This is a genomic window from Streptomyces lydicus, assembly GCF_004125265.1.
Classification (GTDB): Bacteria; Actinomycetota; Actinomycetes; order Streptomycetales; family Streptomycetaceae; genus Streptomyces; species Streptomyces lydicus_C.
On record NZ_RDTE01000003.1, the window covers coordinates 4,361,799 to 4,374,971 of the forward strand.

Genomic DNA, 13,173 nt, shown 5'->3' on the forward strand with positions numbered 1-13,173 from the left:
CTTGTACGTTCCTGGCATGACGGATGGTCCGCCCCGTACGACGATCAGCGCCTGGCGGCCGCCCGTCCCCGGCATCGCCGAGGTCTTCCACGCGCACTTCACCGAGCACGCGTATCCGTCCCACACCCATGACACCTGGGCCCTGATGATCCTCAATGACGGGGCGGTCGACTTCGCCTGTGACCGCCACCGTCATGGCGTGACCGGGACCGGGACGGTCGTCCTGCTGCCTCCCGGGGTCGCCCATGACGGCAGGACGGTCACCGCGGCGGGCTTCCGCAAGCGCGTGCTCTACCTCGATACGACCGTGCTCCCCGAGGGCCTGACCGGCCGCGCGGTGGACGGCCCGGTCTTCGGCGATGCGCTGCTGCGCCATCGCATCCACCAGCTGCATACGTCCCTGGGCCACGCGGACCACGTGCATCCGGGCGACGTGCACGCGGACGCCCTGCACGCGGACGACCTGCACGCGGGCGACACGTTCGAAGCCGAATCCCGGCTGGCCTTCATCCGGGAGCGGCTGCACTTCCACCTGGACGCGCTCCAGCCGCCGCGTACGCCCGGCCGCGAGGCGAACCGCCTGGCTGCCGCCCTGCGGGAGCTGCTGGATGCCCGTCTGCCGACCGGCCTGTCCCTGCGGGAGGCCGCCGCCGTCCTGCACGCGCACCCCACCCATTTGATCCGCTGCTTCAAGCAGACCTACGGGCTGCCACCGCACACCTACCTGACCGGCAAGCGCATCGAGCGGGCCCGCGGGCTGCTGCTCGACGGCAGGCGTCCGGCGGAGGTCGCGACCGCCCTGGGATTCCACGACCAATCCCATCTGAACCGGCACTTCACCCGCCATGTGGGCACGACACCGGCGCGCTACGCGGGCACCACACCGACCCGCTAATACGGCCGTGCGCGGCGCAGCCTTCGGTCTGACGGCCGTCAGACCGGACTCATCTCAAGGCGGGTCCTCCGGCCGTCAGGACAGATGCGCAGCCGGTGCCGTGCGATTCCGGGCCGGCCGGCGGACACGTACTCCTCATACGACCGGGCGACTTCGTCCCACAGCCGCCTCGGGCCGTACTGCGCCACCGCGAATGTCGACGTCTGCCGTCCGTCGTAATCCACGCCGGCCCAGCTCGTCGCCTGGTCGTCGGCCAGCCACAGCCGGGTGTGCCCTTCGCGTACGCCGCTGTCCCACGCGTGCCACACTCCCGGCACATGGAGGCCGATGTGCATCTGGGCATCGAGGTCGTTCCCGGCGACGGACCAAGGGGACAGTTCCGTCACGGACCGGTCGGGGTTCTGGTCGTCCCGCAGGATGTCGCGGTGCAGTTCGACATCGACCTGCTGGGCCCGCATGAGCATGAACGAGCCGTACGGAACGAGCGAACCCTCGGCCGTGCCGTCTGCTTGCCGGGTCGCGATGAGCGTTCCGAAGTTGCACCACGCGGTGTCCCACGGTGTCACGATGCGACCGCCGGGTGAGATCTGCTCCAGCCAGGCGAGCGGCACGGTCCTCACGGAGCAGGTGGAGATGATCCGGTCGTAGGGCGCGTTCGGCCGCCAGCCGGCCGCGCCGTCCGCACAGACCACCTCCGGCTGCTGTCCGCTCGCCTTCAGTGCTCGCCGAGCCCGGCAGATCAGGTCGGGGTCAATATCGAGTGATGTCACGTTCCCGGCGCCGAGGAGGAACGCGAGCAGGGCAGCGTGGAATCCGGTTCCGGTGCCGATCTCCAGCACGCGGTGGCCCGGTTGCACATCGAGGTCCCTCAGCATCCGGACAACCATGCTGGGCATCGAGGCGGAGGAGGACGGCACCGTGTCACCGTCGGAAAGCTCGGTGAACTGGGTGACCAGCGGGGCGTCGCGGTAAGCCGCACTCCACCAACGATCGGGGTCCTGATCCCGGTCGTACCGCTCGTAACTGCCCTTCCCGTCGCGCACCCACACCGTGGGCGGCAGAAAGAGATGGCGGGGCACGGCCTGCAGAGCCGCGCGCAGAGGGGCGGAAACGGGGAAACCGAGCACTTCGGCGATCTGCTCCAGCAGATCGCCGATGGCTTCCTCGGGCATCGGCTGAGAGGTCAACGAGCCTGCTTCGGCTGCGGTGGTGGGGTCGGCTCCGGTGGAATCGGGCGGCCCGGCTGCTGTCCGTCGTCTCCGATCGGGCTGCGATGCTTACCCACTCCCGCCTCCTTCATCAGGCAACAAAGTTACGAGGAGCGTAGAGACAGTCACAGGTGTGCGGGAGGGCGCATAAGTGGATGCGCTCCCCCGAGGCGAAGCTTCAGGCCGAGATCATCGCCAGATCCGGGTCTTCCCGGAGTTTGGCCAGGGCGCGGGAGACGGCGCTCTTGACCGTGCCGACCGAGACCTCCATGACCTCGGCGGTCTGGGCCTCGCTCAGGTCCTCGTAGTACCTGAGGACGACCATGGCCCGCTGGCGGGCGGGCAGTCGCATCACCGCGCGCCACATCGCGTCGCGCAGGCCCTGGAGCTCGGCCGGGTCGGGGGCGGGCAGCGGGTCCGGCTCCGGCATCTCGTCGACGGCGAATTCCTCGACCTTGCGCTTTCGCCACTGGGAGGTGCGGGTGTTGATCAGCGCGCGGCGGACGTAGCCGTCCAGGGCGCGGTGGTCCTCTATCCGGTCCCAGGCCACGAAGGTCTTGGTCAGGGCGGTCTGGAGGAGGTCTTCGGCGTCGTTCGGGTTGGTGGACAGCGACCGCGCGGTGCGCAGCAGGACCGGCCCCCGGGCCCGTACATAGGACGAGAACGTCGGGAACACAGCGGCGGTCGAAGCGCTGGTGCACACTGGCGTGGTCATGTGCACCACGCTAGAAGCGAGGGCGCTCGGGCGGATCGCCCCAAGGTGCCGAAGCGGCATCCCTCTCAAGTTGTAGGGGTGGGGCTGGCTCTACCTACTCTGGGGGGACGGGGGCCGGCGGTCCCCTAGGGTCCGGGGTCGTGGCGCGCGCCGGTCCCGGAGGATTCGGTGAGCGGGCCCGCTCCGGGCAGGGCCCTGTTGGGGGCGCACCACGGCCCCACCGGTGACGGCTCTCCACCCCTGACACGGCCCTACGGGAGCGGCCCTCCGACCCTGACACGTCCCCACCAGGGACGCACCTCCGGCCCTGGCACCGCCCTACGGGGGGCGGCCCTCCGCCCCTGACACGTCCCCACCGGGAACGGCCCTCCGACCCTGACACCACCCCACCGCCGAGGGGCCGTTCAGCCGTCCGCGCCCAGGATCAGCCCCGAGGTCGGGACCCCGGTTCCGGCCGTGACCAGGACATGGGCGGGGCTGCCGGCCTGGTTGACGGAGGTGCCGCGGAGCTGGCGGACAGCCTCGGCGATGCCGTTCATACCGTGCAGATAGGCCTCGCCGAGCTGGCCGCCGTGGGTGTTCAGGGGGAGGGTGTCCGCGGCGACGAAGTCCGGGGCCTCGCCCGGCGCGCAGAAGCCGAACTCCTCCAGCTGCATCAGCACGAAGGGGGTGAAGTGGTCGTAGAGGATCGCGACGTCGATGTCCGCGGGGGTCAGGGCGGCGGTGCGCCAGAGCTGGCGGGCGACCACGTTCATCTCGGGGAGGCCGGTCAGGTCGTCGCGGTAGAAGCTGGTCATCTGCTCCTGGGCGCGGCCCGCGCCCTGTGCCGCGGCCGTGATCAGCGCCGGCGGGTGGGGCAGCGCGCGGGCCCGCTCGGGCGAGGTCACCACGATCGCCTGGGCACCGTCCGTCTCCTGGCAGCAGTCCAGCAGCCGCAGCGGCTCCACGATCCAGCGGGAGGCGGCGTGGTCGGCGAGGGTGATGGGCTTGCGGTAGAAGTACGCGGCCGGGTTGCGGGCGGCGTGGCGGCGGTCGGTGACCGCGACCGGGCCGAAGGCGTCCGGGGTCAGCCCGTAGGTGTGGAGGTAGCGCTGGGCGGCCATGGCGACCCAGGAGGCGGGGGTGAGCAGGCCGAAGGGGAGGTTCCAGCCGAGCGCCGCGCCCTCCGCGGTGGGCTCGCGCTGCTGTACGCCGGAGCCGAAGCGGCGGCCCGAGCGCTCGTTGAACGCGCGGTAGCAGACGACGACTCCGGCGAGCCCGGTGGCGACTGCCAGGGCCGCCTGCTGGACGGTGGCGCAGGCCGCGCCGCCCCCGTAGTGGACCCGGGAGAAGAAGGACAGCTCACCGATGCCGGCCGCCTGCGCGACGGTGATCTCGGGGTTGGTGTCCATGGTGAAGGTGACCAGGCCGTCGACGTCCGCGGGGGTCAGCCCGGCGTCGTCGAGGGCCGCGCGTACGGCTTCGACGGCGAGCTTCAGTTCGCTGCGGCCGGAGTCCTTGGAGAACTCGGTCGCGCCGATTCCGGCGATGGCGGCCCGGCCGCCGAGGGAGTCGGGGCGGTGGACGCTCATGCCGTGCCCTCCGGGAGGCTGACGGTCACCGTGCCGGTGACGTGGTGGCCGATGCCGTTCGCGCCGACGACCCGCACCACCGCCGTACCGTCCGTCACCTCGGTGACGGTGCCGCTCAACACCATGGTGTCTCCGGGGTAGTTGGGGGCTCCGAGGCGGATGGCGACCTTGCGCAGGGTGCAGCGCGGCCCGAAGTGGTCGGTGATGTAGCGGCCGACGAGTCCGTTGGTGGTCAGGATGTTCATGAAGATCTCCGGGGAGCCCTTCGCCCGGGCCGCCTCGGGGTCGTGATGCACGTCCTGGTAGTCGCGGGAGGCGATCGCCCCGGCGACGATCAGGGTGCGGGTGAGGGGGATGGTGAGCTTCGGCAGTTCGTCACCGGGCTTCATCGGGTCTCCTTCCGGGGTCCTTCGCCCCTTCCGGGGTCCTTCGCCTTCGCCTTCTCCTTCGCCTTCTTCTCCTTTGGGTCTTCGTCGCCCCTGGGTGATGACGTCAGCGACTCCCCCAATTCGTCCAGGATTTCTGCCCCGGCTCCCAGATAACCGGCCAGCTGTCTGCCCCACAGGAAGTGCCGGTGGACGGGGTGGTCGACGGCGGCGCCGATGCCGCCGTGCAGATGCTGGCCGGTGTGCACCACGCGGGTGCCCGCCTCGGATGCCCACCAGGCGGCGGTCAGCGCATGCGTCCCGGTGTCCAGGCCCGCGTCCCGGCGCCAGGCCGCCTCGTAGGCAGTGACGCGGATGGCCTCGGTGTCCATGCAGGCGTCGGCGGCGCGGAGCTGCACCCCCTGGTTCGTGGCGAGCGGACGGCCGAACTGCTCGCGGGTGGTGGTGTGGGCCACCGCCCGGGCCAGGGAGCCGGCGCAGACCCCGGCCTGGAGGCCGGCGAAGGCGGTGCGGGCCAGGGCGAGGACGTCGGCGTAGGGGGTGGGGTGGGGGTGGTCGGCGTAAGGGTCGGCATCGGGGGCGGCGGGGGTGTCGGCGTGCGTGGCCTCCGGCAGGTGACAGGCGGCTCGCCGTTGGGAGATGGCTCGCCCGTTCAGGCTTTCGGCGGGTGCGTCGTCCAGGGTGAGCCGGCCCGCCGACCACGGGGCGGTGGTGTCGACCGGGTCCCGCCGCACCCCGGCGGCGTCGGTGCGTACGAGCCACAGCGTGCGCGCCGTCCCGTCCGGCACCAGCACATGGGTGGCCTCGCGCAGCCACGGCACCACGGGGACCGTGCCGGTCAGCCGCCCCGTCTGCCCCGTACCGTCCGCCGTGCGCTGCTCGGCCCGTACACCGCCGCGCCGCGCCGGAAACGCCCCGGTGGCTATCGCGTCGCCGTCCCGCAGCGCAGGCAGCAGCCGTGCCCGCTGTTCCGGGCCGCCGTGCGCACCGATCGCCAGCAGTCCGTACACACAGGTCGCCGCGAACGGCACCTGCGCCGTCGTACGCCCCTGCTCCTCCAGCATCAGCACGAGCCCGAGCAGGCCGGTCTCCTCCACCGCGCCCGGCAGACCGGCCGCGCACAGGGCCTTCCACAGCGCGGCGTCCGTGCCACCGCCGCAGACGGCAAGGCGCTCGGGCGTGGACAGGTCGCCGAATATCCGCGCCGCCAGCTCGCGGGCCGCCGCCTGCTCCGGCGTGGGAGTGAAGTCCATGTCACCCCTCACCGCCCTCTTCCGCTCGGAAGACCGGAAGCTCCAACTCCTCGTCGACGCGCAGGAATGCCAGCCGTACCGGCATCCCGATCCGCACCTTGTCGGCGGGGACGCCCACCACATTGCTGACGATCCGCACCCCCTCCGCGAGCTCGATCAGCCCGACGGCGTAGGGGGCGGGCTCGTCCGTCCGGGGGCCGTCGGGGGCATCCATCCGGCGGCCGGGCGCCTCCCCTCCGTGCTCCGGCGCCGCAAAGGCCGGGAAAGACGGGTGGTGCATCACGACGTAGGAGAAGACCATCCCTCCGCCACTCGCCGCGACGGTGTCCCACTCCGCCGACCCGCAGCCATTGCACCCCGGCAACCAGGGGAAACGCAGCGTCCGGCACTCCGTGCAGCGCTGGATCAGCAGCCGGTGCCCGGCGACGCCTTCCCAGAAGCCGGCGTTGTCACGGTTGACGACGGGGCGGGGCCGCCGGGCCCGGGGCTGCTGGGATACCTGCGGCTTCCGGCCGGCACCCTCCGACTGCTGAGGTTCCTGTGTCGGTGTCTGTGCCGGTGCCGGTGCGGGTGCCTGCGTCTGTACCGGTACCGGCGTCTGTACTGGTACCGGTATCTGTGCCGGTGCCTGTGCCTGCCTCCCCTCGGCCGTCTTGGGGGCCCGCACCGCCGGGGCGTACTTGAGGACCCGGAAGCGATGGGTGCCGGCCGGCTCGTCGTTCGCGCGGATGTCCATCCGCGTGGTGATGAAGTGCCCGGTCCCCAGCTTCGTGGTCTTGCGCTCCGACACCGACTCGATCACCGCGTCGAAGGTGATCCGGTCACCGGGGCGCAGCGGCCGCAGATACTCCTGCTCGCAGTCGGTGGCAACGATGGAGGTGTACCCGGCGCCGTCCAGCAGCGCGGACAGTTCGCCGTACGCCCCCGAGCGGTCGGTGTGGCCGGAGAGGCCGCCCATCGTCCAGGCCTGCAGCATGGCCGGCGGAGCGATGGCGTCCGGCCCCCGGTAGTCGGGGTTGGCGTCGCCCACGGCCTCGCACCAGTGCCGGATCATCGGCTCGTTGACCAGGTCCTTTCCCACGCCGGCGGTCCCGGTCGGCCGGCCCTCGTAGGCCCTGAGCTCCTCGTGGGTGAGCTGCACCTGACTCATCGCCGCCCCCTCCGCTTCCCCAGCCGCATCCCCAGCCGCATCGACGCAACGATCTCCCGCTGGACTTCGCTCACTCCGCCCCCGAAGGTGTTGATCTGCGCCGCGCGGTTCATCCGCTCCAGCTCGCCGTCCCCGAAGGCGCCCGGCGAACCGGCCCGCACCAGGGCGGCATCGCCCACCACCTCCTGGCACATCCGGTAGACCTCGACGGCACTCTCCGTCCCGGCGAACTTTACGCCGGCAGCGTCGCCGGGCCCGAGTGTCCCGGCGCCCACGTCACCGACCAACCGCCAGTTCAGCAGCCGGGTGGCGGCCAGCCGGGCGTGCGCCTCGGCGAGCCGCGACCGCACCCATGGACGGTCGGCGGGCCGCTCACCGGTCACCGCATCCGGCGTACGGGCATGGGCCAGCGCCGCCTCGAAGGCATCCTCGGCCTGCATACCGATCGCCGCCAACGCCACGCGCTCATGGTTGAGTTGGTGCGTGATCAGCTGCCAGCCGGCGTTCTCCTCCCCTACGAGGTTCCCTGCCGGGACGCGGATGTCGTCGTAGTAGGTGGCGGTGGTCGTCAGCCCGCCGACCGTCTCGATCGGCGTCCAGGAGAAACCGGGGGCGTCGGTGGGCACGAGGATGATCGAGATGCCCTGGTGCCGGGGGGCGTCGGGATCGGTGCGGCAGGCGAGCCAGATCCAGTCGGCGCGGTGGGCGTTGCTGGTGAAGCTCTTGGCACCGTTGATCAGCCAGTGGTCGCCATCGCCCGTCCCGCTCGCCGTGCCTCTGGTCGCGCGGGTGCGGAGCGCGGCGAGGTCGGTGCCGGCCTCGGGTTCCGTATAGCCGATCGCGAAGACGAGCTCACCACTGAGGATCCGCGGCAGGAAGTAGTCCTTCTGGCGCCGGGTGCCGTATTTCATCAGGGTCGGGCCGACGGTGTTGAGAGTGACCATCGAGACGGGGGCGCCCGCGCGGTACGCCTCGTCGAAGAAGACGAACTGTTCGTCGGCGCCGCGCCCCTGCCCTCCGTACTCGGTCGGCCACCCCAGCCCCAGCATGCCGTCGGCGCCGATCCGGCGGAGCACCGCCCGCTGCTGGACCGGATCCTCGACCGGTCCGTCCGGCAGCACCTCGCGGAAGTACGAACGGAGTTCGGTGCGCAGCTGCTCCTGGCGCGCGGTGGGGGCGAGGTGCACGTCGGCGGCTCCCCTTCTGGTGGCCGTACGTCCGGTGCACAGGGACCCGGCGGACGAACGCGGAGTCCCGGCACACGAACGAGCGAGCGGGTTTCTGACTGTCCGTCAGAAACCCGCTCGCTGTCAAGGTCGGCGCAGTGAACCCCGGAGAAGCCCCATTCTCTCCGTGCCGCCCCTGACGTATCACCCCTCGGTCAGCCGCCGCCTCCCCCTTGCGGCGGGCCGGATCACCAGAGGTTGGTGAAGTTGACGGTGGCGTTGGTCTGGTCGATACGCGTGGGGCCGGAGCCGTTCACGCTCGCGGTGTTGTTCTGATTGGAGGCGCCGGCACCATTGGCGACCTGCTGACCGGTGGTGGAGTTGCCGAAGTTGCTGCCTCCGACACCGGTTCCCGTCTGACTCGTCGCCGCCGAGCTCGACCCGCCCGTCGCGAAGCCGCCGTTGTCGGCCTGCGCCACGCCCGTGAAGAGTGCGGCCGCGAAAGGCAGTGCGGCAGCAACGGCGATGACGCGGGCGGTACGGGTACTTGCCATGTCTCTTCCTCCTACGGAACACGACTACTGGATCGCTCGGGCCACCGGGATCGCTGGGATCGGTCGGGTTTCCTGGATCGTTCGGACCACTCGGATCGCTTGAGTCGCTTGGATCGTTTGGGCTGCTTGGATCGCTTGGGCTGCTCGGCCTGCTTGATTCGATATTCGATATTCAGTGTTCGGTGGAACTCCGTTTGTTCACCGGGCAGTTGGCCGACCGCCACGATGCTTGCTTCGACGTCGCGCACTCAGGCTTGCCCAGCAATACCCGGCGGACCCGCCACGAAGAGCCGATTCCCCCGCAAGCATGAGGAACCCCGGGTAAACCCCGGCCGACGCACGACCTCCCCACCGGCAGCCCCTCGCCGGCACAGCACCCCGCCACGCCCGCCCGCCACACGTCCGTGCGCCCCACACGCCTGGCCGCCACAACCGGCGCACGGGCCGGTTCGCACACGCCCCCCTTCCCTTTCTCGAACATTCGTACGAAAATAGATCCATGGCTTTGCACCGCCGCCATGGACGCCCCACCGAAACACCGCCCGGAACGCCAACCAGCAGACCGACCGCCCCGCCGGCCACCGGAACACCGGCCTGCACACCGAATACCGGCAGACCGGCCGCCCTGCCGAACGCCGACGCACCGGCCCGCACACCGAACACCGACAGCCCCAGACCCGTCGGCCCACCGGACACCGCGACGCCGGCCGACCCACCGACGGAGGTCCGATCCGCGCCGCCGAACGAGGACCGGCCCGAGGCACCACCGGAGGAATGGCCTGAAGCGCCACCGCCCGAGGCAACGCCCGAGGACCGACCCAAGGCACCGCCCCTCGCCCTCCGCCCCACTGGTGCCACCGAGCCCACCCATCCCACCGAGCCCACCGATACGCACGCCACCGATACGCACGCCACAGATGCGCATGCCACTGATGCACACGCCACGGCCCTCGCCCACGCCCTCCTTGCCGCCGAGCGCGGCTACCCCGTCTTCCCGCTGACCCGCAACAAGCTTCCGGCCCTCCGGTCCCCGCACCGCGGGCATCCCAAGGTCCCGCCCTGCCGCGGCGAGTGCGGCCGGCTCGGGCACGGCGTACACGACGCGAGTACGGACCCGCTCACCGTCCGCCGTATGTTCGCCGCCGCCCCTTGGGCCACCGGTTACGGCCTCGCCTGCGGACGGCCCCCGCATCACCTCATCGGCATCGACCTCGACACCAAACACGGCGCCGACGGCCTGACCGCCCTCCGCTTCCTCGCCGAACAGCACGGCTTCCCGATCCCGCCCACGATCACGGTCCGCACCCCCAGCGGCGGCCGCCACCTCTGGCTCACCGGCCCGCCGTCCCCCGTCATTGCGAATTCGGCCGGCCGGCTCGCACCCGGCATCGATATCCGCGGCGCGGGCGGCTACCTCGTGGGCCCCGGCTCGCTCACCGTCCACGGGCACTACGCCCTGGCACCGGACGCGCCGCAGCGTCCCGCCCCCGTACCGGACGCCCTGCTCACGCTCCTCACGGCCCCGCCCCCGTCCGCCCGCCGCGAGCGCCCGCCCGGCATCCCGCCCCAGCCGGCCGCGGCGCTCGTACGCTTCGTCCGCGCCTCCCCGGCCGGCCAGCGCAACGCCCGCCTCTTCTGGGCCGCCTGCCGCGCCGACGAGTCCGGCCTCGGCCAGGAACTCGCCGCCCGCCTGACAGAGGCCGCCCGCCACACCGGCCTCTCAGCACAGGAAGCGCGCGCCACAATCGCCTCGGCAGCCCGCCACCGGCAGGAGCAGGGGGGCGGCGGGCACAGAAGCCCGTAGGGGAAAGCGGTGGAGGGACGATAGAGACAGAGGGAGGACGGAGGAGGGAAGAGGGAGGATGACACAGAAGCTCAGCTCTGACGCGCCTCCATCAAAAACCGGGTCGTATGCGCCACAAACACCCCCTCCGTACGGATCAACTCGTCCAACTCCCGCAAACGCTGCCGGAATTGCGCCACCGTGAACCCGGGAACCATCCACACCACCTTGCGCAAGAAGTAGATGACCGCCCCGATGTCGAAGAACTCGGTCCGCAGCGACTCCGCACGCAGATCGACCACCTCCAGGCCGGCTGCCTCCGCCGCCCGGCGCGCGTCCTCGGGGTGACGGGCCCGCCGGACGTGCTCCGGCTGCGGCCCCAGAAAGTACTCGACCAGCTCGAACACGCTCGCCGGTCCGACCTGCTGGGAGAAGTACGTACCCCCGGGCCGCAGCACCCGGGCGATCTCCTCCCACCACACGGTCACCGGATGACGACTCGTCACCAGGTCGAACGCCGCATCACCGAACGGCAGCGGCGGCTCATCCTCGTCGGCCACCACGACCGCGCCGAGTGGATGCAACAGCTCGGTGGCCTTGGCGACATTGGGCGGCCAGGACTCTGTCGCCACCATCACCGGCGGTAGCTTCGCCGCCCCGGCGAGCACTTCACCGCCACCCGTCTGGATGTCCAGCGCCGCCGACGCCCGCGCCAACCGCTCACTCATCGCCCGCTGATAGCCCCACGAGGGCCGCTCTTCCGTGGCCCGCCCCGCCAGCCACGAGAAGTCCCACCCCTCGACCGACACGGCATCGGCTTCGGCCACCAGCTCCTCAAAGGATCGCGTCATCCCCCCACACTCACCGCCGCGAACCCACCTGGCCACCGATTTATCCCCGGCCGCGCCCCGATGCGCGCCCCGACTTCCCCCCACCCTCCGCCACCCTCCCCCTTCCTCTAATCAACCACCACAAATTCGAGCTCCGGACGGTCCCACCTCACTGCCGGCGGATCCGCAGGCACCGTTCCGACCAACCTGGCGCCCACACTGCGGTAAAAGCCCTCGGCAGGCGGATGCGAAACCACCCGCACCTTGTCGATCCCGGCGCTCCGCGCCTCCCCCAGCATGTGCTCCACCAGTCGGCGCCCGATGCCGTACCCCTGCGCCTGGTCCGACACAAACATCAAGTCCAGCTCGGCCGGCTCCACCATCAGCGAATAGAACCCCACCACCCGCTCGCCGCCGCCCTCCTCCTCGCCGGACAGGTCCTCCACGGCGACAAAGACCCGGTGCGCCACGATGTAATCCGGCCCCACCCGATACCCCTCGACCATCGAGGAGTAACGCCCCTCATAAGCCCGAGATCTCCGCACCAGCCGGGTGAGCCGCCCCGCATCCCGCTCCTCGGCCCGCCGGATCACCACATTCCCCCGCCGCGCCCCACGCACCATCCCGGCCCTACGCGCACCCACGGCAACCTCTCCCCTTTCCCCACACCCCGACGGCAATTCAATTCAAATAAGTCACATTCCCCATCACCACTCTACCGCACAAGAAAAACCCCATCACCAAACTCGCCACAATCCCCTCCCTCCTGACGGACGAGAAACGCCCCCTTCCCCCAGAACGAGCGATAATCAGCGCGCCAAAAATGCATCAGGAATGAGATTGAAGAGCAGCCCTGACCTTCTCCCTGATCCCTTTCTCCCCCACGACAACGGAAACAGAACGCTCCGCACTCGTCGGCTTGATCACGTCAAGCGAACCCCGATGCTTCAACTCCTTGGACACATTCGGAGACCGGAACTTCACCACCATCGCATCCTTCCCACAGGAAAGAGATGCCCAGGTGCCACCCGACCCGTTAGCCGAAGTATCCGAGTAGGGCCCATAGGGAAGGTCGGCAGCACCTTGAGTGCCATCTTTCGGCCAAGTGTCGAGCACGTGAATGGAAAGGTTCTTCTGGTCGCCCTCACGAGTCGTCGCCAGACCGCATCTCCGCCCCGCGACGTAAACAACGATCCGGTCGGCCCCATTGCGGACTTCCCCGATCACCTTCCGCTCCTCCGGTCCGCTCAAACTGTCCTGCTCGGACAGCAGATCGTCCTGCAGGTCGACCTTCGGAAGCTGATGCAGCCGCGAAGGCCCCGCGGAATCCGACGCGGGGAGGGCGGAACGCTTACCTTCACCCTCCCCTGATGTACATGCCACGCACGCCAGCAACACAGCAGACCCGACAACCGCATATTGATATTGAGCCAGACGTCTCACCGGCGAACCCCCATAACACTGAACATCAGATCAGCCCGCCCACCGCATGAAGCGCATTCCGAAACACTCCACACAAATCCACCTGTACCCCTTACCCATCCCAGCAAATATCGCAATGGGAATAGCTCCTGCCCAGGAGATCCCTGGTCAGCGGCCGTTCCTCATATCCGTCAGAAGTTCCCCGTAGCAGCCCACTTGAATGACCGCGCCGGGCACTCC

General features: G+C 70.3%; 12 protein-coding genes and 1 pseudogene. 2 read left to right on the top strand and 11 right to left on the bottom strand.

Annotated elements, in window-relative coordinates:
* The first annotated feature begins 16 nt into the window (after positions 1 to 16).
* Complete coding sequence (locus D9V36_RS21505) at positions 17 to 895, top strand: helix-turn-helix domain-containing protein (protein WP_129295216.1); 879 nt, start codon at positions 17 to 19, stop codon at positions 893 to 895.
* A gap of 38 nt (positions 896 to 933) precedes the next feature.
* Here the strand turns inward: D9V36_RS21505 and D9V36_RS21510 are convergent, their stop codons facing one another.
* The 8 genes from D9V36_RS21510 to D9V36_RS21545 form a co-directional block, all read right to left on the bottom strand.
* Entirely contained in the window at positions 934 to 2,067 is a 1,134-nt protein-coding gene (locus D9V36_RS21510) for a methyltransferase domain-containing protein (RefSeq protein ID WP_129295217.1), read from the bottom strand.
* A 214-nt stretch (positions 2,068 to 2,281) separates the two neighbouring features.
* Positions 2,282 to 2,818, bottom strand: coding sequence for a SigE family RNA polymerase sigma factor (locus tag D9V36_RS21515; protein ID WP_129295218.1), 537 nt, complete (start codon positions 2,816 to 2,818; stop codon positions 2,282 to 2,284).
* Positions 2,819 to 3,222: 404 nt separating this feature from the next.
* Complete coding sequence (locus tag D9V36_RS21520; protein WP_129295219.1) at positions 3,223 to 4,389, bottom strand: lipid-transfer protein; 1,167 nt, start codon at positions 4,387 to 4,389, stop codon at positions 3,223 to 3,225.
* Positions 4,386 to 4,778: a MaoC family dehydratase gene (locus tag D9V36_RS21525; protein ID WP_129295220.1), complete on the bottom strand. Its 393-nt coding sequence runs from the start codon at positions 4,776 to 4,778 to the stop codon at positions 4,386 to 4,388. The genes D9V36_RS21520 and D9V36_RS21525 overlap by 4 nt, the downstream gene beginning before the upstream one ends.
* Complete coding sequence (locus D9V36_RS21530) at positions 4,775 to 6,028, bottom strand: acyl-CoA dehydrogenase family protein (RefSeq protein WP_129295221.1); 1,254 nt, start codon at positions 6,026 to 6,028, stop codon at positions 4,775 to 4,777. Before D9V36_RS21530 ends, D9V36_RS21525 begins: the two co-directional genes overlap by 4 nt.
* 1 nt (position 6,029) lies before the next feature.
* Positions 6,030 to 7,178, bottom strand: a complete 1,149-nt coding sequence (locus D9V36_RS21535) for a bifunctional MaoC family dehydratase N-terminal/OB-fold nucleic acid binding domain-containing protein (protein WP_129295222.1) — start codon at positions 7,176 to 7,178, stop codon at positions 6,030 to 6,032.
* The gene (locus D9V36_RS21540; protein WP_129295223.1) at positions 7,175 to 8,365 is read right to left on the bottom strand and encodes an acyl-CoA dehydrogenase family protein; all 1,191 of its coding nucleotides are present in this window, start codon (positions 8,363 to 8,365) and stop codon (positions 7,175 to 7,177) included. Before D9V36_RS21540 ends, D9V36_RS21535 begins: the two co-directional genes overlap by 4 nt.
* Positions 8,366 to 8,592: 227 nt before the next feature.
* Positions 8,593 to 8,898: a hypothetical protein gene (locus D9V36_RS21545; RefSeq protein WP_129295224.1), complete on the bottom strand. Its 306-nt coding sequence runs from the start codon at positions 8,896 to 8,898 to the stop codon at positions 8,593 to 8,595.
* 928 nt (positions 8,899 to 9,826) lie between these two features.
* On the opposite strand from D9V36_RS21545, the pseudogene D9V36_RS21550 reads away from it, so the two are divergent.
* A pseudogene (locus tag D9V36_RS21550) lies at positions 9,827 to 10,702 on the top strand (bifunctional DNA primase/polymerase); the annotation flags it as partial.
* 71 nt (positions 10,703 to 10,773) lie between these two features.
* Here D9V36_RS21550 and D9V36_RS21555 read toward each other — a convergent pair.
* The 3 genes from D9V36_RS21555 to D9V36_RS21565 all read right to left on the bottom strand — a co-directional run bounded on the left by D9V36_RS21555 (position 10,774) and on the right by D9V36_RS21565 (position 12,954).
* Positions 10,774 to 11,532, bottom strand: a complete 759-nt coding sequence (locus D9V36_RS21555; protein WP_129295225.1) for a class I SAM-dependent methyltransferase — start codon at positions 11,530 to 11,532, stop codon at positions 10,774 to 10,776.
* A 107-nt stretch (positions 11,533 to 11,639) separates the two neighbouring features.
* Complete coding sequence (locus D9V36_RS21560) at positions 11,640 to 12,134, bottom strand: GNAT family N-acetyltransferase (protein WP_129295226.1); 495 nt, start codon at positions 12,132 to 12,134, stop codon at positions 11,640 to 11,642.
* Positions 12,135 to 12,339: 205 nt separating this feature from the next.
* Entirely contained in the window at positions 12,340 to 12,954 is a 615-nt protein-coding gene (locus tag D9V36_RS21565) for a hypothetical protein (protein ID WP_129295227.1), read from the bottom strand.
* Between the last annotated feature and the right edge of the window lie 219 nt (positions 12,955 to 13,173).

Bases quoted from the DNA above. Each gene is read 5' to 3' on its own strand.
- D9V36_RS21505 (WP_129295216.1), top strand. From the start codon at position 17: ATGACGGATGGTCCGCCCCGTACGACGATCAGCGCCTGGCGGCCGCCC.
- D9V36_RS21510 (WP_129295217.1), bottom strand. From the start codon at position 2,067: ATGCCCGAGGAAGCCATCGGCGATCTGCTGGAGCAGATCGCCGAAGTG.
- D9V36_RS21515 (WP_129295218.1), bottom strand. From the start codon at position 2,818: ATGACCACGCCAGTGTGCACCAGCGCTTCGACCGCCGCTGTGTTCCCG.
- D9V36_RS21520 (WP_129295219.1), bottom strand. From the start codon at position 4,389: ATGAGCGTCCACCGCCCCGACTCCCTCGGCGGCCGGGCCGCCATCGCC.
- D9V36_RS21525 (WP_129295220.1), bottom strand. From the start codon at position 4,778: ATGAAGCCCGGTGACGAACTGCCGAAGCTCACCATCCCCCTCACCCGC.
- D9V36_RS21530 (WP_129295221.1), bottom strand. From the start codon at position 6,028: ATGGACTTCACTCCCACGCCGGAGCAGGCGGCGGCCCGCGAGCTGGCG.
- D9V36_RS21535 (WP_129295222.1), bottom strand. From the start codon at position 7,178: ATGAGTCAGGTGCAGCTCACCCACGAGGAGCTCAGGGCCTACGAGGGC.
- D9V36_RS21545 (WP_129295224.1), bottom strand. From the start codon at position 8,898: ATGGCAAGTACCCGTACCGCCCGCGTCATCGCCGTTGCTGCCGCACTG.
- D9V36_RS21555 (WP_129295225.1), bottom strand. From the start codon at position 11,532: ATGACGCGATCCTTTGAGGAGCTGGTGGCCGAAGCCGATGCCGTGTCG.
- D9V36_RS21560 (WP_129295226.1), bottom strand. From the start codon at position 12,134: ATGGTGCGTGGGGCGCGGCGGGGGAATGTGGTGATCCGGCGGGCCGAG.